This is a genomic window from Capnocytophaga sp. FDAARGOS_737 (genome assembly GCF_009730375.1).
In the GTDB taxonomy this organism is placed as follows: domain Bacteria; phylum Bacteroidota; class Bacteroidia; order Flavobacteriales; family Flavobacteriaceae; genus Capnocytophaga; species Capnocytophaga leadbetteri.
This window is the reverse complement of the sequence record NZ_CP046316.1, coordinates 460,910-482,142: the sequence shown is the minus strand read 5'-3', so window position 1 is coordinate 482,142 and position 21,233 is coordinate 460,910. Positions and strand designations below refer to the sequence as shown.

At 43.1% G+C, this 21,233-nt stretch carries 17 protein-coding genes; 12 read left to right on the top strand and 5 right to left on the bottom strand.

Annotated elements, in window-relative coordinates; genetic code table 11:
• From secG to groL, 4 genes are all read left to right on the top strand, one after another.
• Positions 1-363: a preprotein translocase subunit SecG gene (gene secG, locus FOC45_RS02090; RefSeq protein ID WP_009389360.1), complete on the top strand. Its 363-nt coding sequence runs from the start codon at positions 1-3 to the stop codon at positions 361-363.
• A gap of 371 nt (positions 364-734) precedes the next feature.
• The gene (groES, locus tag FOC45_RS02085; protein WP_002673428.1) at positions 735-1,013 is read left to right on the top strand and encodes a co-chaperone GroES; all 279 of its coding nucleotides are present in this window, start codon (positions 735-737) and stop codon (positions 1,011-1,013) included.
• 11 nt (positions 1,014-1,024) lie between these two features.
• A complete protein-coding gene (locus FOC45_RS11940) occupies positions 1,025-1,171 on the top strand; it encodes a hypothetical protein (protein ID WP_009389357.1) in 147 nt (48 codons plus the stop codon).
• A gap of 2 nt (positions 1,172-1,173) precedes the next feature.
• Positions 1,174-2,808, top strand: a complete 1,635-nt coding sequence (gene groL, locus FOC45_RS02080; protein WP_009389355.1) for a chaperonin GroEL — start codon at positions 1,174-1,176, stop codon at positions 2,806-2,808.
• Between the two features lie 88 nt (positions 2,809-2,896).
• On the opposite strand, the gene ruvA is transcribed toward groL, so the two are convergent.
• Complete coding sequence (gene ruvA / locus FOC45_RS02075) at positions 2,897-3,481, bottom strand: Holliday junction branch migration protein RuvA (protein ID WP_009389354.1); 585 nt, start codon at positions 3,479-3,481, stop codon at positions 2,897-2,899.
• A gap of 90 nt (positions 3,482-3,571) precedes the next feature.
• A complete protein-coding gene (gene pbpC, locus FOC45_RS02070) occupies positions 3,572-5,953 on the bottom strand; it encodes a penicillin-binding protein 1C (protein ID WP_009389353.1) in 2,382 nt (793 codons plus the stop codon).
• A gap of 81 nt (positions 5,954-6,034) precedes the next feature.
• On the opposite strand from pbpC, the gene FOC45_RS02065 reads away from it, so the two are divergent.
• On the top strand, positions 6,035-6,826 hold the full coding sequence (locus FOC45_RS02065; protein WP_009389351.1) for a DUF2797 domain-containing protein: 792 nt from the start codon (positions 6,035-6,037) through the stop codon (positions 6,824-6,826).
• Between the two features lie 226 nt (positions 6,827-7,052).
• Here FOC45_RS02065 and yaaA read toward each other — a convergent pair whose 3' ends face one another.
• Positions 7,053-7,811 carry a peroxide stress protein YaaA gene (yaaA, locus tag FOC45_RS02060; protein ID WP_009389347.1) on the bottom strand — a complete coding sequence of 253 codons (759 nt, stop codon included), beginning with the start codon at positions 7,809-7,811 and terminating at the stop codon, positions 7,053-7,055.
• A 305-nt stretch (positions 7,812-8,116) separates the two neighbouring features.
• Here yaaA and FOC45_RS02055 point away from each other — a divergent pair, with 305 nt between their 5' ends.
• The 3 genes from FOC45_RS02055 (at position 8,117) to mazG (ending at position 11,563) form a co-directional block, all read left to right on the top strand.
• On the top strand, positions 8,117-9,367 hold the full coding sequence (locus tag FOC45_RS02055; RefSeq protein ID WP_009389345.1) for an aspartate kinase: 1,251 nt from the start codon (positions 8,117-8,119) through the stop codon (positions 9,365-9,367).
• A 208-nt stretch (positions 9,368-9,575) separates the two neighbouring features.
• Positions 9,576-10,790, top strand: coding sequence for an ROK family transcriptional regulator (locus FOC45_RS02050; protein WP_009389336.1), 1,215 nt, complete (start codon positions 9,576-9,578; stop codon positions 10,788-10,790).
• On the top strand, positions 10,790-11,563 hold the full coding sequence (mazG, locus tag FOC45_RS02045; protein WP_009389334.1) for a nucleoside triphosphate pyrophosphohydrolase: 774 nt from the start codon (positions 10,790-10,792) through the stop codon (positions 11,561-11,563). Before FOC45_RS02050 ends, mazG begins: the two co-directional genes overlap by 1 nt.
• Here the strand turns inward: mazG and FOC45_RS02040 are convergent.
• Positions 11,541-12,323 carry a class I SAM-dependent methyltransferase gene (locus FOC45_RS02040; RefSeq protein WP_009389332.1) on the bottom strand — a complete coding sequence of 261 codons (783 nt, stop codon included), beginning with the start codon at positions 12,321-12,323 and terminating at the stop codon, positions 11,541-11,543. The two genes, mazG and FOC45_RS02040, sit on opposite strands and share 23 nt — an antisense overlap.
• A gap of 164 nt (positions 12,324-12,487) precedes the next feature.
• Between FOC45_RS02040 and hisS the strand changes: the two genes are divergently transcribed.
• Together hisS and tyrS are read left to right on the top strand one after the other, a co-directional pair.
• Positions 12,488-13,843, top strand: a complete 1,356-nt coding sequence (gene hisS, locus FOC45_RS02035; RefSeq protein WP_009389330.1) for a histidine--tRNA ligase — start codon at positions 12,488-12,490, stop codon at positions 13,841-13,843.
• 32 nt (positions 13,844-13,875) lie between these two features.
• A complete protein-coding gene (tyrS, locus tag FOC45_RS02030; RefSeq protein ID WP_009389328.1) occupies positions 13,876-15,171 on the top strand; it encodes a tyrosine--tRNA ligase in 1,296 nt (431 codons plus the stop codon).
• A 77-nt stretch (positions 15,172-15,248) separates the two neighbouring features.
• Here the strand turns inward: tyrS and FOC45_RS02025 are convergent, their stop codons facing one another.
• A complete protein-coding gene (locus FOC45_RS02025) occupies positions 15,249-15,830 on the bottom strand; it encodes a hypothetical protein (RefSeq protein WP_009389326.1) in 582 nt (193 codons plus the stop codon).
• Positions 15,831-15,944: 114 nt separating this feature from the next.
• Between FOC45_RS02025 and FOC45_RS02020 the strand changes: the two genes are divergently transcribed.
• A complete protein-coding gene (locus FOC45_RS02020; RefSeq protein ID WP_009389324.1) occupies positions 15,945-16,595 on the top strand; it encodes a protein-L-isoaspartate(D-aspartate) O-methyltransferase in 651 nt (216 codons plus the stop codon).
• Positions 16,596-16,638: 43 nt separating this feature from the next.
• Positions 16,639-21,099 carry a DNA polymerase III subunit alpha gene (dnaE, locus tag FOC45_RS02015; protein WP_009389323.1) on the top strand — a complete coding sequence of 1,487 codons (4,461 nt, stop codon included), beginning with the start codon at positions 16,639-16,641 and terminating at the stop codon, positions 21,097-21,099.
• Positions 21,100-21,233: the final 134 nt, after the last annotated feature.

Here is a 21,233-nt window from a genome sequence, read left to right as displayed (position 1 = left end):
ATGACAGCATTCAACATCTTTTTAGTTTTATGTGTAGTGGTATGTTTACTACTCGCTTTAGTTATTATGGTTCAAAACCCTAAAGGGGGCGGACTTTCTTCTACCTTTGGAGGTAATACCCAAGTAGTGGGTGGTGTGAAGAAAACCGGTGACTTTCTTGAGCGCAGTACTTGGACATTTGCCGGCGCTTTGGCAGTGCTTATCTTAGTAGCTAACACTTTGTTGCTCAGCAATACCGGTGTCAACGCTGACTCTAAACTATTAGACGGCAATACTCCTGTAGCTCCTCTACAACAAGCGCCTGCTAACAACGCTACTGAGGCACCTGCAACTCCTGCAACCTCTACTAACACAGGTAACTAAGAAAAATCTGTCTCCTTGAGACATTTATACGATTTCTATTCTAAGAGGTTGTCCGAAAAGTTTTATTTCTTCTTGAAAAGGGTTTGTTAATATAAACTTAACATCCCCTATGCACATACTCTGCTGCGCCAGCTCGCAGACTTCCTTCAAAGGGGGAGATGAGATGGTCAATATACACGAAAAACTTTTTGGACACCCTCCTATTTTGTTAGTGCTAATTTTTAACGAAATGTTTATGATTGACTTTAATATATACTGACAAAATGTCAGTTTTTAGAGATTGGCACGGTTTTAGGGAATAGGAGATTAGCAAATTTGAAAATTAACAAATTTGTAAGTAAATGAGTTAATAACTAAAAACTAAACAAATAATGGCAAAATTGAATATCAAACCTTTAGCTGATAGAGTGGTGATTGAACCAGCCGTAGCTGAAACAACCACTGCATCGGGTATCATTATCCCTGATACGGCAAAAGAAAAACCTCAAAAAGGTACTGTAGTAGCAGTAGGTGCTGGTACTAAAGATAACCCTGTAACCCTGAAAGTAGGCGATACCGTACTATACGGCAAATACGCAGGTACAGAACTGAAATTGGAAGGTAAAGATTACCTTATTATGCGTGAAAATGACGTGTTGGCAGTAATCTAAAAAAGAAAATTATGGCAACAACAAGTAAACCAGGCAATCCATTCCATAGTACAGGAGGGAATATGCCTTCCACAACAGGAAATAAAAGTGGTGGAGGAAGAGGTAACAACCCTTCAAAAACCTCTACATCTTCTAATAAATCATCAAATAAAAAGTAAAAATGGCAAAAGATATTAAATTTGACATAGAAGCGCGTGAAGGCTTAAAGCGCGGTATTGACGCGTTGGCTAACGCAGTGAAAGTAACTCTTGGTCCTAAAGGACGTAACGTTATTATTAACAAATCATTTGGTTCGCCTCAAGTAACTAAAGACGGGGTGAGCGTGGCTAAAGAAATAGAACTAGAAGACGCTCTTGAGAATATGGGCGCTCAGATGGTGAAAGAAGTAGCTTCAAAAACTAACGACCTTGCTGGTGACGGTACTACTACCGCTACTGTATTGGCACAAGCTATCGTAAAAGAAGGTCTTAAGAACGTGGCATCAGGTGCTAACCCTATGGATTTGAAACGCGGTATAGATAAAGCCGTAGTAAAAATCGTAGAACACCTTGCTAAACAAGCTAAAGAAGTAGGTTCTTCATCAGAAAAAATAAAACAAGTAGCTTCAATATCAGCTAACAACGATGAAACTATTGGTGAACTTATCGCTCAAGCCTTTGAAAAAGTAGGTAAAGAGGGTGTTATCACTGTAGAAGAAGCTAAAGGTACTGACACTTACGTAGATGTAGTAGAAGGTATGCAGTTTGACCGTGGTTACCTATCTCCTTACTTCGTAACTGACTCTGAGAAAATGGTAGCAGAACTTGATCGTCCTTACATTTTGTTGTACGACAAGAAAATCTCTACTATGAAAGACTTGTTGCCAGTGTTAGAACCCGTAGCTCAGTCTGGAAAACCTCTATTGATTATCGCTGAAGATATCGATGGTGAAGCTTTGGCTACCCTTGTAGTAAATAAACTACGCGGTACCCTACGTATTGCTGCTGTGAAAGCTCCTGGTTTTGGAGACCGTCGCAAAGCAATGCTTGAAGATATCGCTATCCTTACTGGAGGTACTGTAATAGCTGAAGAAAGAGGCTTTACCCTTGAAAACGCTACTATTGATATGCTTGGTACTGCTGAAAGAGTATCTATCGACAAAGATAATACTACTATCGTAAACGGTGCTGGTAAATCAGAAGATATTAAAGCACGTGCTGCACAAATAAAAGCACAAATAGAAAACACTACTTCAGACTACGACCGCGAAAAGCTACAAGAACGTTTGGCTAAACTATCAGGTGGGGTAGCAGTACTCTATATCGGAGCTGCTTCAGAAGTAGAAATGAAAGAGAAAAAAGACCGTGTAGATGATGCTCTACACGCTACCCGTGCAGCGGTTGAAGAAGGTATCGTAGCTGGTGGTGGTATCGCTCTACTACGCGCTAAGAATGCCTTGGCTAAAATAAAACCTGTAAACGCTGATGAGGAAACTGGTATAAAAATCATACTTAAAGCCCTTGAAGCTCCGCTACGTACTATCGTAGAAAACGCAGGAGTAGAAGGTTCTGTAATTGTATCAAAAGTACTTGAGTCTTCACGCGAAGCCTTTGGATACAACGCTAAGAGCGGACAGTATACTGATATGTTTAGAGCAGGTATCATAGACCCTAAAAAGGTAACCCGTGTTGCCCTTGAAAACGCTGCTTCAGTAGCTGGAATGATACTTACTACTGAATGTGCTTTGGTAGACATTAAAGACGATAAAGCGGCTGCTATGCCACCAATGGGTGGCGGTATGCCAGGAATGATGTAATAAGTTTTTCACACCATTATTCATATTTATAATTAAAAAGGCGCTGTTAGTTAATACTAACAGCGCCTTTTTAATTATAAATCTTAAATTACAAACTCTTTAGGGCTTGCTTGATAATATCTTCTACTGATAGCGAGTCTGGAGCTGCTTGTACTATCTTATCGACTACCTTTTCAGCCTGCTTACGCACAAAGCCTAATACTTCTAGGGCGGAAAGGGCTTCTTCTTTATGGGTACTTACTGCACTAATAGGGGCATCGGCAAAGTCTTGGAGTTTTAGCATCTTATCTTTTAGGTCGAGTACTACCCGTTGGGCAGTTTTAGCACCTATACCTTTCACTGACTGAATAGTAGCTACCTCACCATTGACGATAGCATTGCGCACTTGTGCTGCTGTTAGGGAGGAGAGCATCGTCCGTGCCGTACCTGCTCCTACCCCCGAAACTGAAATAAGCAGTACAAACACTTCGCGCTCTGCTTTAGTAAGAAAGCCATAAAGTGTATGAGCATCTTCTTTAATTTGCAAATAAGTATATAATTTAATAGCCTCACCCTCTGGCAAAGCAGCATAAGTATTGAGACTAATATTAACAAAATACCCTACCCCTTGGCAGTCTATCACTACATTAGTAGGGTTCTTCTCTACGAGTTTCCCTTGTAATTGTGTAATCATTTTTTAATTATTAATTGTTAATAACAATATTACTTCATTGTCAAATCGACAAATCGACAAATTGGCAAATTGGCAAATCGACTCATCAACTCATTGGCAAATCACCTTTATCGTCTTTTCATCGCCTTTTTCATTGATTATTTTAAGCAAATGCTCTCCTTTGGCTGCAAAGATATTCATCTCGTGGAAAGTATCAGTAGTACCCAAATAAACATCATCTATATACCAAAATAGCTTACCAGAGCGATTGGCTGCTTTAGCCACAAAAGGCTGTTGTTCCCCTCCAAAACTCTTAGTAGTATAGATAACACTCAAGTGCTTAGGATACACAAAATCTAACGCTTTTTGGGCTACCCCTTCGGTACAATCAGAGCGAAAAGGCGGCAATGATTGATAGTGTACATGTTGCTGCTTATAGTACCATTCCATCACAGGGGGCAACACAAACCACGCTTTGGTATATATCTGGTCTACTGGCTGACAAGAAGCATTTACCTGATACTGCCCATCAGGAGTAAGATGCACTAACTTATGATAAGGGCACTGTCCTATCTCTTTTGGGGCAAGAGTCGTACGCAAGAGCTTCTGAGGGCATTCAGGTTTGGCTAAGTAGCCCGACTGCTCGCATATCGTCACCTCGCGCATATCGTCTAAAGGCTGTTGAAACCACGTAGTGTGCGGCAAAGCATTAAAGATACTAAACATCACAGGAGCCGCATACGATACCCCCGTAAGGGTAGGCCTCCCCTCCCCTGTAGCGTTGCCCACCCATACGGCCACCACATATTCGGGGGTAGCCCCTATTGCCCACGCGTCTTTATTACCAAAGCTGGTACCTGTCTTCCAAGCTATTTTCCTAGCGGACTCATAATACCGCCACGCTACATCATCAGTAGGGCGGTTTACTTCTTTCATAGCCGAAAACATACTGTAGAGAGCCCCTGCCCTAATAGTCGGAAGGGCTGTGGTAGCCTTGCCAAAATCAGGAGAATTTCCTGCCATATAGCTAAGGGACTGAAACTCGGCGCTACGATACTGCTGAGTAGCGGCAAAAACATTTACTTCAGAAGCCAAATTAGTATACGCTTGCGCCAAATCCCATAGGTTACTCTCGGCTCCTCCCAAGATGATAGACAGACCATAATGGTCAGGGTGGCGCGATATATTCTTCAGTCGCAACTTCTGCAATACTTCATAAAAACGATAGGTAGTAAACTGCCGCAAAAGCCACACAAAAGGTACATTCAGCGATTTGGCTAATGCCATATCTGCTGGTACTGCTCCCTCAAAACTATTGCTAAAGTTCTGTGGCGAATAACCTGCTATCTGCGTTGGCACATCTGGGATTAAGGTAGTGGGCAGCAGTTCGCCCTCGTGCAGCATAGCCGCATATAAAAAGGGTTTTAATACACTGCCAGTACTGCGTGGTGCGTGAATGATATCTACGTCTTTCTGATGGTTCTCATCGGTAGGCGTATTACCCACATAAGCCAAAACCTTACGCGTTTTAACCTCTACCACCAGCGCTGCCATATTATAAATCTCCGATTGCGAATAATGACTGTAATAACCCGCTACTATCTGACTGACTTTCTGTTGCAAATCGATAGGCAAAGAGGTGGTAATACGCTGACCTTCAAGGGTCTTACTCGCATATGCCAACAGATGAGGAGCCAACTGCGGAATAGGGTGTGGCTCTGTTGGCAAGGGCTCAGTAAGGGCTAAGTCATAGGTCTCTTTATCGATAATTTCAGCCGTATAAAGTTTGTGAAGTAGGGCATTGCGCTTAGCTAATAGTCGCTGTTGGTTCTTACCGGGGAAGATAAGACTGGGCGCGTTGGGCAATACTGCCAAGGTAGCACTTTGCGCCCACGAAAGCTGATGAGGCGCCACCCCAAAATACCGCCAAGCTGCCATATCAAGTCCCACTACATTCCCTCCAAAAGGCGCGTGCGAGGCGTAAAGCCTGAGAATAGATTCTTTCGAATACCTGAACTCCAAACGGGTAGCCCAAATCATCTCTATCAGTTTTTCAGCATAAGTACGCTGCTGGTGGTTGCGCACTATACGCACTACCTGCTGGGTAAGCGTACTCCCTCCCCGCTGCACCCGTCCGCTCTTTACGTTGCGCACCAAGGCTTTGACTACAGATACCGGATTTACCCCCCAATGGTGATAAAAATGAGCATCTTCAAACTGCAATACCGACATTTTAAACCGATAAGGCACACTATCTACCTCCGGAAAACGCCATTGCCCATCTGTAGCTATCTTAGCCGACAGCAGTTTCCCCTCTGCACTCTCAAGCACAGTAGCATAGGGCTGCGGAAAGAGATGGCGCGGTAAACAAAAGGCGTAAGCGAGCAGCAATAGCAGAGCCACCCCCGATTTGATAGGGTGCTGACGTACTTTTTTACGTATATAACTGATGATATGTAGCAAACGCTTCTTCATTGGTGCAAAGGTACGCATAATTAGCAAAAGTAACAAATTTGTCAGTTAGCAAATTAGGGTGTATCTTTGCACCTAAATTTCTAGAAAAACAAAGAAAATATGTTTCAAGGTGTATTACAGAAGATGCTAACCGAATGGGCTGACCCTATACGGTATTACCTGCCTATGCAGGGCGATTATGTACTGATGAACAATCTATTAGGCAAGGCCATCACTATAGATTTAAAGGGCTTTCAGTGTTTGAATTGTGGTCAGAACAAGCCTATTTTTAGGCAGGGCTATTGCAAAGAGTGCTTTTTTGAAGTTCCTCAAACTGCCGATTGGATAATGCACCCCGAACTGAGCAAAGCGCATCTAAACATCGAAGAGCGCGATTTAACCTACGAGCAACAAGTGCAGTTGCAGCCGCACTACGTATATTTGGCTAATTCAAGCGAGGTAAAAGTGGGGGTAACTCGCAAAACGCAAGCTCCTACCCGCTGGATTGACCAAGGGGCGCACGAGGCTTTGGTACTTGCTGAAGTGCCCAACCGCTATTTAGCTGGGGTAGCCGAAGTAGCTCTCAAAGAGCATTTAGCCGACAAAACCAACTGGCGCAAGATGCTCACCAACCAAATCACCCCAGTAGATTTATTAGCGGTGAAAGCCCAAGTACGTCCTTGGGTACCCGAAGAGGTGCAACCCTACATCACCGAAGATATAGCGCCTTTACAGATACACTTCCCTGTGCAACAATATCCTACCAAAGTGCAGTCACTACAACTGCTCCGCACCCCTACCTATACTGGCACGCTGGTTGGTATTAAAGGACAATACCTTATTTTTGAAGACGATACCGTATTCAATGTCCGCGCCAACGAAGGACTCGTAATTGATTTGTCAATTTGCTAATTGCTAATTTGCCAATGAGTCAATTTGTCAATGAGTCAATTTGTCAATCAACATATTGCTAGTATAATGCTCGTGTATGGGCTCCCCCTTTGAAGGAAGTCCGCGAGCTGGCGTAGCGGAGTATGTGAAGGGGGGATGTTATATAAAGAGTGGGGATGTTTCTACAAAAATCGACAAATTGGCAAATCGACAAATCGGCAAATCGACAAATCGGCAAATCAGCTAATTATCTAATAAAAACAATCGTATTCCCTTCCGAAAATTTTTCCGAAAACACATACCCATCAGCGTTGAAGCCTTTGAGGTCTTCAGCCGAGCGAATATCGTTTTCAGCCAAATAGCGCACCATACGTCCACGGGCTTTTTTGGCGTAAAAACTCACTATTTTCAGCGTATCGCCCTTGTAATCTTTAAAAACAGGGGTTATTACGCTTGTTTTTAGCTTAGCAGTATCAATCGCCTTAAAATATTCTTCACTGGCGAGATTGATAAAAAGTTCCCCCTCTTCCAATTCATCATTAAGAGCCTGAGTGATGCGCTCCTTCCAAAAAGCATAAAGGTTCGCTGCCTTGCCTACGGATAGTTTAATGCCCATTTCCAACCGATAAGGAGCGATAAGGTCTAAAGGCTTAAGGACTCCATAAAGCCCTGAGAGAATGCGCAAACTCTCTTGCAGTTTATTAAGTTGAGCCTCAGCAAGCGAATAAGCATCAAGCCCCTCATATACATCGCCATCATAGGCAAAAAGGGCTGGACGCGCATTTTGCGGAGTTAAAGGCATCGTAAAGACTTGGTTACGCTGCCAATTCAGTTCAGCAAGTTTGGGTGAAATACTCATCAAGGTCGAGAGTTGCTGAGGCGACAATGGCTGAAGAGCCGCGTGTACCTCAGCGATTTCTTTGGTAAAGATAGCCGACGAATAACGCTCTGTGGGGAGCGGAGAGGTTTCATTGATAGTTTTAGCCGGTGATATAACGATTTTCATAGTATAATAATTAAGGGGACAAAGATAGAAAAAATTTCTGTAGCCATCTACCCTATACAAACAATATAGGAAGAATACAGGAAGAGCGAAGGTTTAGCGAAAGATGAGCAAAGTATAAACGTCTAATCATCGACTAAAAACCAGAAAAATATCCTACCATCCCCCCTATTCCTCCCAAACCTCCCAGCCTTCTCATTCCTCCCATCTTTTTTTATCAAAAAAAATACACTTTTTAGCGCTCTTATTATTAAATATTTTTTTAACTTTGCGGCATTAAAACTAAATTCTTGCAAATTAAAGAGAATATGCAAATATTTAAATTCGGAGGTGCCTCAGTAAAAGATGCTGCAGGCGTGCGCAATGTCGCTAAAATATTAGAAAAAGTAGGCTATGCCCATTCTCTCATTGTTATCTCGGCTATGGGCAAAACCACCAATGCTTTAGAAGTCGTAGTTAATAACTACTTCAAAGCCCCTGCTCAGCTGCCCGAAAGCCTACAGACTATTAAAGATTTTCATTACCAGATTATACGCGAACTCTTCAGCGACGAAAACCACCCTGTTTATTGGAAAGTCGATGGTCTTTTCGCCGAACTCAGTTCGTTTTTAGAGCGCAATAAGTCGCCTAAGCACAGTTTTGTGTACGACCAAGTCATAGGCTTTGGCGAACTGCTCTCTACCACTATCATCAGCCAGTATCTAAACGATAACGGCATCAAAAACAATTGGATAGATGTGCGCAACCTCATCAAGACCGATAGCAACTACCGCGATGCAGGTATCGATTGGGAAGAAACTCAAACCAATATCAGCAATAATATCAACAAGTCGTTGCTCAATATCACACAGGGCTTTTTGGGTAGCGATGCTAACTTCTTCACCACCACTCTTGGGCGCGAAGGCTCCGACTATACGGCGGCTATCTTTGCCTATTGCCTAAACGCTAAGAGCGTAACGATTTGGAAAGACGTTCCAGGGGTACTCAATGCCGACCCTCGTTATTTCCAGCATACCCAGTTGTTGCGCAAAATACCTTACCAAGAGGCGATAGAGTTAGCGTTTTACGGTGCATCAGTCATTCACCCCAAAACGCTACAACCACTCCAGCAGAAAGAGATACCGCTATACGTGCGCTCATTTGTAAATCCTACCGAAGAAGGTAGTGCGGTGTGCAATGTAGCGAGTTTAGAACCTAAAGTACCTTGTTTTATACTCAAAAAAGACCAAATACTGCTTTCTCTTTCCTCTCGCGACTTTTCGTTTATTATGGAAGAGGGTATCAGCTACATTTTCAAGAGTTTGCACAAAGCTCAAATGAAAGTAAGTGTGATACAAAATTCAGCTATCAGCTTTTCAGTATGTGTTGAAAACAAGTTTGATACGCTACCAGAGCTTTTAGAGAAGTTAGAAGAGCGTTTCAAAGTATCGGTAACCGAAGGGGTAACGCTCTACACCATTAGGCACGCTACCGAAGCAGCTATTGCCGAAGTAGCAACCGGCAAAAACGTACTGCTAAAACAAGTATCATCAGACACCGTACAGATGATTATTAATTAGTCAATTTGCCAATTAGTCAATTAGTCAATGAGTTAATTAGCCAATCACTAACTAGTATTATGTTCGTGTATGGGCTCCCCCTTTGAAGGAAGTCCGCGAGCTGGCGTAGCGGAGTATGTGAAGGGGGGATGTTTCTATAAAAATCATCAAATTGACAAATCGACAAATCGGCAAATCAGCAAATCGACAAATCGACAAATCAAAAAATATGGCTCTTAAATTTTTAGAAGAAGTAAGAATGGGCATCCGCAGTGCCTCTCTTAAGAAAGACATTATCTGTTATTACATCAATAACGGTGATAACACCCTTGCCGACCTCGGTAAGGAGCTCAATCTCAGCGTACCTACGGTTACCAAGCTAGTAGGCGAACTCATTGACGACGGTATCGTAATGGACTTTGGGAAGCTCGAAACCCCTGGAGGCCGCCGCCCTAATGTTTACGGACTTAATGAGAGTTCGGGCTATTTCATTGGGGTAGATATCACCCATTCTCACGTCAATATAGGGCTTATCAACTTCAAAGGCGAACTGATTGACGAAAAAATCCGTATTCCTTTTGCTGAAGAGTTGCCGCAAGAGCGCTTTGAGCTCTTGTGCCAAATCATCAACGACTTTATAGCGCAAACAGTGGTTCCTAAAGAGCATATTCTCAGTATCGGCATCAATATTTCAGGCCGCGTCAATACCCAATCCGGACATAGTTACAGCGGTTTTTACTTCGATGAACGCCCTCTAACCGAAATGTTCGAAGAGCGTTTGGGCATAGGCGTTACCATCGATAACGACTCCCGCGCAATGGCTTACGGCGAATATATAAAAGGCAGGGTAAAAGGCGAAAAAGATATTCTATTCTTGAATGTAAGTTGGGGCTTAGGCTTAGGTATCATCATCGATGGACAGCTGTATTACGGCAAGTCAGGCTTTTCGGGCGAGTTTGGGCATATAGCCGTTTTCGATAACGAAATACTCTGCCACTGTGGCAAAAAAGGCTGTTTAGAGACTGAAGCCTCTGGCTCGTCATTACACCGCAAATTTATAGACAAACTCCAACACGGACACTCGTCTCTACTCACCCAGCAAAAGAACTACGACCCCAAAGCACCTATCTCTTTAGAAGACATCATAAAAGTAGCCCTACAAGAAGATATGCTCGCCATAGAGCTTATAGAAGAAGTGGGCAATGCTTTGGGCAAGCATACTGCTAGCCTTATCAACCTTTTCAACCCCGAATTGGTGATTATAGGGGGCACGCTTGCCACTGCAGGCGACTACCTACTACTACCGCTGCGCAGTGCTATCAAAAAGTATTCACTAAACTTAGTAAATAAAGATTCGCAGATAAAAGTATCAAAATTAGGCGAAAAAGCAGGACTTTTAGGCGCTAGCCTTTTAGCCCGTAGCAAATTTATAGGACTGATATAATGGACAAACGACTCGAAGCCTTCCAAAGGCTACTAAACATAATGGACGACCTGCGGGCACAATGTCCGTGGGACAAGAAGCAGACAATGCAGAGCCTGCGTCACCTCACTATCGAAGAGACTTACGAATTAGGCGATGCCATACTCGATAACGACCTGCAAGAGGTAAAAAAAGAGCTTGGCGACCTATTGCTACACATTGTTTTCTATGCCAAAATAGGCAGCGAAACTGGCGATTTCGATATTGCTGATGTAGCCAATGGGGTGTGCGAAAAGCTCATCATACGCCACCCTCACATCTATGGCGATGTGAAGGTTGATAACGAAGAAGATGTAAAGCGCAATTGGGAAAAAATAAAGCTAAAAGAAGGCAACAAGAGCGTATTAGGGGGCGTGCCTAAAAGTCTGCCAGCCCTTGTAAAAGCCAGTCGCATACAAGATAAAGCGGCAGGGGTAGGCTTCGATTGGGATAATATAGACGATGTGTTTGCCAAAGTAAAAGAAGAAATAGAAGAGCTTCACGCCGAAGTAAAAGCACAAAAGCACACCGCCATTGAAGCTGAATTTGGCGATGTGCTTTTCAGTTTGATAAACTATGCGCGTTTTCTAAAAGTAAATCCCGAAGATGCCTTAGAGCGCACTAATAAGAAGTTCATAGCTCGTTTTCAGTACTTAGAGCGCAAGGCTGCCGAGAGCGGTAAGTCATTACGCGATATGACTTTAGCCGAAATGGAAGCCTATTGGCAAGAAGCTAAAGGGGTTTTTGAGCAATAAGAGCAATAGCATCAAGGTTTTGCTGGTGCTTGCGGAAAGATTGTTTCATTTTCTGAACGCGCTTGCGCAAGTCAGGGTAGCGCAATAAGTTGAATAAGAATTTGAGGGTGCGGAAAAAGCCTTCATCTTCTAAAATACGGCTACCCTCTAATAATAGCATCGGGCTGTGTTGTTCTTTTATTACTTTAAAACCTTGTTCTTCTAAAAGTGTTTTCCACTCTTTAGCCGTCATAGGTCGGGCGTGTACCCTGATGTTGCTGCTAAGGTCTTTAAAAAGGCCATTTTTCACCTCTTCGCTCACCTCATCAGGCTGCAAGCCAAGTTCGTGTATAGCATAATAGCCCCCTGGTTTAAGCAGGCGGTACGCCTCGCTTATAATGGCTCGTTTGTGCTCAATAGGCTGCATAGTTAGCATCGCCTCGCCGTATACCTTATCAGCAAAACCATCAGGCAGTTGGGTATCAGCCGCATCGGCTATAATCACTCGTGCCTTATCGTAGCGGATATTCTTCTTAGCAAGTACTGCCGCCTCTTTATTCATATCAACCCCCGTATAGCTAAAAGGTTTGTAAGAGCAGGCTATACTCCCCGTAAAGCCCAGCCCTGGGGCAAACTCTACCACATCGTCTTTAGAGGTAATCTCTAAATTGCGTACCAACCATTCGGTAAGCAAGCGACCACCGGGGCGCAATACTTTTTTGCCAAGTTTAGCAAGAATCCAGTGTCCTTGTTTCTGATTTAAGCTGCTTTCTGTTTTCATTGTTCCAATTATTTAATTTAGGACACAAAGGTATAAAATAAAAATTAATTGCCAATTATTAATGCTAATTATTAATTGTTTTGTACCTTTGCGGTGTTATAAAGAGAAAAGCAACAAGCTATCTAATTATTTTTTGAGAATTAACCTTGAATAAACAAAGAACAATGGCTGTACAGAAACCCAGTATTCCTAAGGGCACCCGTGATTTTTCACCTGCCGAATTAGCAAAAAGATACTTTATCATCAATACCATCCGCGATACATTTAGCACTTTTGGCTTTCAACCTATCGAAACGCCAAGTTTTGAGAATTATGATACCCTAATGGGCAAATATGGTGAAGAGGGCGATCGCCTTATCTTCAAAATCCTCAATTCTGGTGATTTTACACAAGGGGTAAAACAAGAAGATTGGGAGGCTAAGAACCCTCAAAAGCTCACCCCTCAAATATCCGAAAAAGCCTTGCGTTATGACCTAACGGTACCTTTTGCGCGCTATGTAGTACAGCACCAAGCCGAACTTACTTTCCCTTTCAAGCGTTACCAAATACAGCCCGTTTGGCGTGCCGATCGTCCGCAGAAAGGGCGTTTCAGAGAGTTCTACCAATGCGATGCCGATGTGGTGGGCAGCAATAGCTTGTGGCAAGAGGTAGAGTTCGTTCAGTTGTACGATGCGGTTTTCACAGCGCTTAATTTAAAAGGGGTTACTATAAAAATTAACAACCGCAAAATACTCAGTGGTTTTGCTGAAGTGATAGGCGAAAGCGATAAACTCATCGACTTTACAGTAGCTTTAGACAAACTCGACAAAATAGGTGAAGAGGGCGTTATAAAAGAAATGAGCGAAAGAGGTATCAACGCAGCAGCTATCGAAAAGATAAAACCTATCTTTGGGCTCAAAGGGTCATTTACCGAGAAGTTAGCTGCCTTATCTGCTATTTTAGCTACCTCCGAAGTGGGGTGCAAAGGCATAGAAGAACTCACTTTCGTAGGAGAACAAATAGCAGCATTAGGGCTACAAACTGCCTTATTAGACCTCGATGTTACCTTAGCACGCGGACTGAATTACTACACAGGGGCTATCTTCGAGATTGCGGCACCTGCCGGAGTGCAAATGGGCTCAATAGGGGGCGGTGGTAGGTATGACGACCTAACCAGCATTTTCGGTCTCAAAGGAATGAGCGGTATTGGCATCTCATTTGGCTTAGACCGTATCGGTTTGGTGATGGAAGAGCTCAACCTCTACCCCGAAACACTTAATAGTACAGTCAAAATACTTTGCTTAAACTTTGGCAATGCCGAAGCGCTACAGAGTATGAAGCTTTTGCAACAACTCAGAAAAGAAGGCAAAAAAGCAGAACTTTACCCCGAAGCGGCTAAGATTAAAAAGCAAATGGACTACGCTAACAAACGCGGCATACCCTACGTAGCTATTATAGGCGAAAGCGAGCTACAAAAAGGCACCTATATACTGAAGAATATGCTAACGGGAGAGCAAGAAGAACGTGAGTTTAGTAAATAATGATAATATTGTAATATATAACAAATAAACTAATGAAGAACTTTATAGAAGAACTGCGCTGGCGCGGTATGATTCAGGATATTATGCCTGAAACAGAACAACACCTTATGGAAGGGCTCCGCGCTGCCTACGTAGGGATTGACCCTACTGCCGACTCGCTACATATTGGTCACTTAGTAGGCGTGATGATGTTGCGCCACTTTCAAAAATGCGGACATAAACCTTATGCCTTAGTAGGGGGTGCTACCGGTATGATAGGCGACCCTTCAGGCAAATCAGCTGAGCGCAACCTATTAACAGAAGAAGTACTCGCTCACAATATAAAGGGTATCCAAAAGCAATTAGCTAAATTCCTCGATTTCGAAAGCGAAGCCCCTAACCGTGCCGAGTTAGTTAATAATTACGACTGGATGAAAGAATTTTCGTTCCTGTCATTCATTCGCGACATCGGTAAGCACATCACTGTCAATTATATGATGGCAAAAGACTCAGTAAAAAAACGCTTCGACCCCAACGAAAACACCGATGGTATGTCGTTTACTGAGTTTTCATACCAATTGCTACAAGGGTATGACTTTTTGCACCTATACCGCCAAAAAGGACTAACGCTACAAATGGGGGGCTCTGACCAGTGGGGCAATATCACTACTGGTACCGAGCTTATCCGCCGTATAGCAGGAGGCAAGGCATACGCCCTTACTTGTCCGCTTATCACTAAGGCCGATGGTACTAAGTTTGGCAAAAGCGAAGGCGGCAACGTATGGCTTGATGCTGAAAAAACCTCGCCTTATAAGTTCTACCAGTATTGGATAAACGTATCCGACGAAGATGCACAGCGATACATCAAAATCTTTACGATGCTAAGCCGTGAAGAGATTGAGCAACTTATCAGCGAGCACCAAGCAGCCCCTCACCTACGCGTATTGCAAAACAAATTGGCTGAAGAGCTAACCGTACTCGTACACGGACGTGAGGAACTACAAAAAGCCCAAAAAGCTTCGCAAATACTCTTTGGCAACTCAACTTCTGACGACCTCAGACAGTTAGATGCTAAAACATTCTTAGAAGTGTTCGACGGAGTACCACAAGCTGAAGTAACTCGTGCAGACATAGCGGCAGGCTTAGATATGATAGCGGCTTTATCGGCCAAAACAAGCTTTATAGCCTCTAACTCCGAAGCAAGACGCGCACTAAAAGAGAAATCAATCGCTGTAAATAAAGAAAAAGTAGAAGAAAGCTATATAATTGGTGAGAAAGACATCATCGACGACAAGTTTGTCTTGCTACAACGCGGGAAGAAGAACTACTTTGTAATTGTGATAGTCTAAAAACAAGACAAAATACAAGATACAAAACAAAAAATGCTTTGACAAAGTTCGAAACTTTGTCAAAGCCTTTTTAGCAGTTATAACTCTCTAAAAGAGCTGATAATTTCTTTCATTTGCTGCTCGTTTTGAGTCTTTTTGCTATCGAGTGTCCAAGTAAAGATTTGGTAATAAGTTTTCTCAGTTTCTACCACTGCCACTATGTAGAACACCTTATTGCCGTTTACTTGTTCAGTAGTCTCAACCACCATAGCAGGCAGCCTATGAATAGTAGTGGTTGTGATTTTCGCCGCAGAAGGGCGCATCATCTTAGCCTCTACCCAACCCTGATAGCACACATCAAAGTAATCCTTTAGGCGGAAGCGCTCAGCAAAAGCTTTTTTGGTTTGTACGCCCAGCTTGTCTTTCAGCAGCTCAAACAGAGCTTCTGTCAGTTCCTCTCGATTATCGTCAATCACAGCCACAAAAAAGGCTTCTTTAGGATTGGCGTATTCTAGCGAGGCTTGGTCATAAAGATTGTTTTGGTAAGTAAGAGAAGTAGGTAGTTTCATTTCATACTTATCCTCTACTTTTACTACCTGCACCGAAGTCTCTGTGGCGCGGCAAGATACTAATAGTAAAAGGATAAAGATGAAAGGTAATTTTTGATTAAAACGTTTCATCTCTTGCTAATTTAGTTTATTTCTGCGTACAAAGATAGAAAATTTTTTGTTAATACCAATTTTTTGTAAGATTTTTTGTACTATAACTTTTTATAACCTATTTCATACTGAAAAATGTTCCCTTTGAAAGACACTTTAAAACACCGCGGTCTGCGCAATCAGCTAGCCGACCTGCTCAAAGAAAAAGGCATACGCGATACGCGTGTGCTCGAGGCGATACGGGCTATACCACGCCACCTGTTTATGGATAGCTCTTTTGAAGACCACGCCTACCAAGACAAGGCATTCCCAATAGGCGAAGACCAAACTATCTCGCAGCCTTATACGGTAGCCTTTCAGACAGAACTGCTACAGGTAGCTCCGCGCCAAAAGGTGTTAGAGATAGGCACTGGCAGCGGCTATCAGTCAAGTGTGCTGATGTACCTCGGGGTATATCTGTATACTATCGAGCGACAACAAAAGCTCTTCAAGCTCGCCCAACAACTACTACCCAAACTGATAAACCGTCCTGTACAGATGTATTTTGGCGATGGTTATAAGGGTCTGCCTCAAGAAGCCCCTTTTGACCGTATATTAGTCACGGCGGGGGCTCCCTATGTACCCAATGCCTTATTGGCGCAATTAGCCATTGGCGGACGTATGGTGATACCCATAGGCGAAAAAACACAAGTAATGACCCTCTACGAACGCATCAGCGAAAAGGAGTTTCATAAAACTACCTACGGCGACTTTCAGTTCGTACCAATGCTGAAAGAGAGAAATTAAACCTACAGACAGGTTTTTTAATATTTTTATAGATTAGAAAGAAATGTACTTAATATTCGATACCGAAACCACGGGGTTACCCCGTAATTATAATGCTCCTATTAGCGATAGCAACAACTGGCCGCGCGCAGTGCAAATAGCGTGGCAATTGCACGACCAGTGGGGGGCGCTTATAGAACATCAGGATTTTTTAATTGCTCCTGATGGTTTTGACATTCCTTATGATGCCGAGAAAGTACACGGCATCTCTACCCTACTAGCTGAAAAGCAAGGGGTGCCCATTGCTGAGGTGTTCGCTGCCTTCAACGAGGCTCTTAGTAAGGCTCAGTACGTAGTAGGACAAAATATAGGCTTCGATATCAATATTATGGGGGCTGAGTTTTATCGCTATGGAGTGGAAAGTCCGTTGGATAAACTACCTGTAATCGATACTTGTACCGAGGCAACCGCTAACCTCTGCAAGATAGAGGGCGGTCGCGGGGGTAAATATAAATTCCCCTCGCTTACTGAGTTGCACTCTTTCTTATTTGGCGTACCTTTTGCCGAGGCTCACAACGCTACTGCCGATGTAGAAGCTACCGCCCGCTGTTTCTTCGAACTTATAAGGCGTGGTGAGGGCTTCAAAGAAGGTACTTTTAGTAGAGAATATATTGAAAACTTTCAAGCGCATCACTCCTCTCCCATAGGGCTTATAGGGCTCAAACACGTAAACCTCAAAGAGGCTTCCGAGGCATTGCGCAGCAAAGGCAGTACTCCTGAAATAACCGCTTCGGAAGAAGAAATAGCGCTACTTGAAACGGCTGCCTTTGCCCATCTACACAATCATACTCAATACTCTATCTTACAATCGACTACAGCTATAAGCGACCTTGTGAAAAGCACTGCTAAAGAGAAAATGCCTGCCGTAGCACTGACTGATACAGGCAATATGATGGCGGCTTTTCACTTTGTGCAAGAGATACAAAAATACAACAAAGAGGCTGAAGGCAAAAATAAGGAGGCTGAAGAAAAAGGTGAAGCACCTACCGAAACACTTATCAAACCTATTATAGGTTGTGAGTTCAATATTTGTGAAAATCACTTGGATAGAAGTCACCAGGATAATGGTTACCAAGTGGTTATCTTAGCTAAAAACAAAGAAGGGTATCAGAACCTTATCAAAATGGCTTCGATAGCTTCTACTAAAGGCTTTTATTACGTACCTCGTATCGACAAAGAGATTGTTGCGCAGTATAAAGCCGACCTTATAGTGCTTTCGGGAGGTATCAATGGTGAAATTCCTTCTAAAATACTCAATATAGGTACCAAACAAGCTGAAGAGGCTTTGTTATGGTGGAAAGACCTTTTTGGCGATGACTTCTACTTAGAAGTGATGCGCCACGGGCAACAGGAAGAAGAGCACGTAAATAGTGTGCTGGTAGAGTTGTCTAAAAAGTACAGCGTGAAGCTCATTGCTACTAATAACACTTTCTACATTCATAAAAAAGATGCTAGTGCCCACGATATTCTGCTATGCGTAAAAGATGGTGAGAAGCAGAAAACACCTATCGGGCGCGGACGTGGCTATCGATTTGGAATGCCTAATGACGAATATTATTTCAAAACAAGTGCCGAGATGAAGGCACTCTTCAAAGATATACCTCAGGCAATACTCAACATTCAGGAAATTATCGATAAGGTAGAGCCCTATGGCTTAGCCCGTGATATTCTCTTGCCTAAATTTGATATTCCTGAAGCTTTTCAGGTGGCAGACGACCCTACAGGCAAGAAAGGTGAGAACAATTATTTGCGTCACCTTACCTACGAGGGAGCTAAGCGCAAATACCTAGAAATCACTGATGAGGTACGCGAACGATTAGACTTTGAGCTTTCTATTATAGAAAAGACAGGTTACCCTGGTTACTTTCTGATAGTGCAAGATTTCATTGCAGCCGCGCGCAAGATGGGGGTATCGGTAGGGCCTGGTCGTGGGTCGGCAGCAGGGTCGGCAGTGGCGTATTGCTTAGACATTACCAATATGGACCCGATAAAGTACGACCTGCTGTTTGAGCGTTTCCTAAACCCCGACCGTGTATCAATGCCCGATATTGATATAGACTTTGAAGATTCCGGCAGACAAGACGTTATCAACTACGTGATTGATAAGTACGGCGAAAGTCAGGTAGCACGTATCATTACTTATGGTAAAATGGCGGCTAAGTCGGCTATAAAAGATACCGCCCGTGTGCTGGATGTGCCTCTGCAAGAGTCGAACCGATTGGCAGGCTTAGTACCCTCTAAACCCCCTGGACTTTCGCTAAAAAACCTCTTCAATTGGGACGAGAAAAAGCTCAAAGAAAAAGTGCGTAGTGAAGAACTACCCAAAGTAGACGAACTCAAGCAGCTTTTGGCAGGCGGAGGCGAAGAGGAGAGCAACCAAACTATTCAGCAGGCCAACATTATTGAGGGCTCGGTGCGCAACACTGGTATTCACGCCTGCGGGGTGATTATTACCCCTGACGACATCACTAACTTTGTGCCTGTAGCTTTAGCCAAAGACTCTGACCTATTCGTTACCCAGTTTGACAACTCGGTAGTAGAAAGTGCTGGACTGCTAAAGATGGACTTCTTGGGGCTTAGTACTCTTACTCTTATCAAAGATACGATTGAGAATATAAAACAAACGCACGGCATAGAGCTCGATGCTGAGGCTTTTCCGTTAGACGATAAAAAGACCTATGAACTCTTTCAACGAGGAGAAACGGTAGGGATATTCCAATACGAGTCCGCAGGTATGCAGAAGTATATGCGCGAACTCAAGCCTACTGTTTTTGCTGACCTAATAGCGATGAATGCTCTTTACCGCCCAGGGCCTCTGGAATATATACCGAGCTTTATCAAGCGGAAACACGGTATTGAGCCCATAGAATACGACTTGCCTGATATGAAAGAGTATCTGGAAGAAACCTATGGCATCACGGTATATCAGGAGCAGGTGATGCTACTCTCGCAAAAGCTAGCAGGCTTTACCAAAGGTGAAGCTGACGTACTACGTAAGGCGATGGGTAAGAAACAAATAGCCGTACTAGCCAAAATGAAACCTAAGTTTGTTGCCCAAGCCTCAGAAAAGGGGCACGATACCCAAAAACTTGAAAAGATATGGGCTGACTGGGAGAAGTTTGCGGCTTATGCGTTCAACAAGTCGCATTCTACCTGCTATGCGTGGGTGGGCTACCAAACTGCCTATTTGAAAGCGAACTACCCTGCCGAGTATATGGCTGCGGTACTGTCTAACAATATGAACGATATTAAGACGATTACTTTCTTCCTTGAGGAATGTCATCGTATGGGTATTAGGGTATTACCTCCGGATGTAAACGAGTCGTTATACAAATTTACGGTAAACAAAAATGGGGATATCCGCTTTGGTATGGGGGCAGTAAAAGGAGTTGGTAAGGCTGCCGTAGACACTATAGTAGAAAACCGCAAAGAGCGCCCTTATACTTCTATTTTCGACTTAGCAAAGCGGGTAGATTATAAGAGTATCAACAAAAAAGCCTTTGAAAGTATCGCTTTAGCAGGTGGTTTTGACTCTTTTGCAGGCACTCACCGCGCCCAATATTTTTATGCTGAAGCTGACGGTATTCCTTTCCTTGAGAAAGCCATTCGTTTTGGGAACAAATATCAGGAAAGCAAAAACTCAGCGCAGATGAGTCTGTTTGGGGGGATAGACGAAGCCGAAATACCTGAACCGGTGATACCTAAATGTGAGTCGTGGGGCAACCTTGAGCAGCTGCGTCGCGAAAAAGAGGTAGTGGGTATCTATATATCAGGGCATCCGTTAGACGATTTTAAACATACTATTCAGCATTATTGCAATATCAATTTATCGCAGCTACAAAACCTCACACCACTTATCAACCGCGAACTTACCGTAGCGGGTATGATAACCGATGAGCAGCACCGCACCAGCAAGAATGGTAGTCCGTTTGGATTTTTCACTTTAGAAGATTATGACGGTTCTTTCGAGTTCAGACTTTTTAATAAGGACTATGGAGAGTTTCGCCAATATATGGTGATGGGAGCCTTTCTATTCATCAAATTCAAAGTAGTAGAAGGCTTTTTGAACAATCAAACTCAGCAGCGAGGCGAGCCACGTATACAGGTACTACAGATAGAGTTCTTGCAAGATGTATTAGAAAAACTCTCTAAAAAAGTTACCTTTCACCTAAATATAGAGGATATTAGTCAGCCGATGATTGATAAATACAAGTCTTTAGTGAGCAAACACAAAGGAAAACAGCCTGTTTACTTTGTGGTACATCATAAGGAGGATAATATCCACCTAAATATGGACAATGCACAGCTGAAAGTAAGTATCAACAATGCGTTTTTAGACGAGTTGGACGCTCAATCGGTAGTTTATAACCTCAACAACCAGCCTTTAGAGAAATTTATAGCTAAGAAAGTAGAGACTCAAGAAGAGGAAGAACCTGCTATAGAAGAATTAGGACTATCAGACTAATTTGTCGATTTGTCGATTTGGCAATTTGACAATTTGACGATTAAAAAAGAGTTATCCAAAAGGTTTTGGATAGCTCTTTTTTTGTAGCCCTTTTATAAAGAAAATGGGAATTACAACACAAATTCTCTGCTAAA

Coding starts and splice junctions, on each gene's coding strand:
- secG (WP_009389360.1), top strand. CDS start 1: ATGACAGCATTCAACATCTTTTTAGTTTTATGTGTAGTGGTATGTTTA.
- groES (WP_002673428.1), top strand. CDS start 735: ATGGCAAAATTGAATATCAAACCTTTAGCTGATAGAGTGGTGATTGAA.
- FOC45_RS11940 (WP_009389357.1), top strand. CDS start 1,025: ATGGCAACAACAAGTAAACCAGGCAATCCATTCCATAGTACAGGAGGG.
- groL (WP_009389355.1), top strand. CDS start 1,174: ATGGCAAAAGATATTAAATTTGACATAGAAGCGCGTGAAGGCTTAAAG.
- ruvA (WP_009389354.1), bottom strand. CDS start 3,481: ATGATTACACAATTACAAGGGAAACTCGTAGAGAAGAACCCTACTAAT.
- pbpC (WP_009389353.1), bottom strand. CDS start 5,953: ATGCGTACCTTTGCACCAATGAAGAAGCGTTTGCTACATATCATCAGT.
- FOC45_RS02065 (WP_009389351.1), top strand. CDS start 6,035: ATGTTTCAAGGTGTATTACAGAAGATGCTAACCGAATGGGCTGACCCT.
- yaaA (WP_009389347.1), bottom strand. CDS start 7,811: ATGAAAATCGTTATATCACCGGCTAAAACTATCAATGAAACCTCTCCG.
- FOC45_RS02055 (WP_009389345.1), top strand. CDS start 8,117: ATGCAAATATTTAAATTCGGAGGTGCCTCAGTAAAAGATGCTGCAGGC.
- FOC45_RS02050 (WP_009389336.1), top strand. CDS start 9,576: ATGGCTCTTAAATTTTTAGAAGAAGTAAGAATGGGCATCCGCAGTGCC.
- mazG (WP_009389334.1), top strand. CDS start 10,790: ATGGACAAACGACTCGAAGCCTTCCAAAGGCTACTAAACATAATGGAC.
- FOC45_RS02040 (WP_009389332.1), bottom strand. CDS start 12,323: ATGAAAACAGAAAGCAGCTTAAATCAGAAACAAGGACACTGGATTCTT.
- hisS (WP_009389330.1), top strand. CDS start 12,488: ATGGCTGTACAGAAACCCAGTATTCCTAAGGGCACCCGTGATTTTTCA.
- tyrS (WP_009389328.1), top strand. CDS start 13,876: ATGAAGAACTTTATAGAAGAACTGCGCTGGCGCGGTATGATTCAGGAT.
- FOC45_RS02025 (WP_009389326.1), bottom strand. CDS start 15,830: ATGAAACGTTTTAATCAAAAATTACCTTTCATCTTTATCCTTTTACTA.
- FOC45_RS02020 (WP_009389324.1), top strand. CDS start 15,945: ATGTTCCCTTTGAAAGACACTTTAAAACACCGCGGTCTGCGCAATCAG.
- dnaE (WP_009389323.1), top strand. CDS start 16,639: ATGTACTTAATATTCGATACCGAAACCACGGGGTTACCCCGTAATTAT.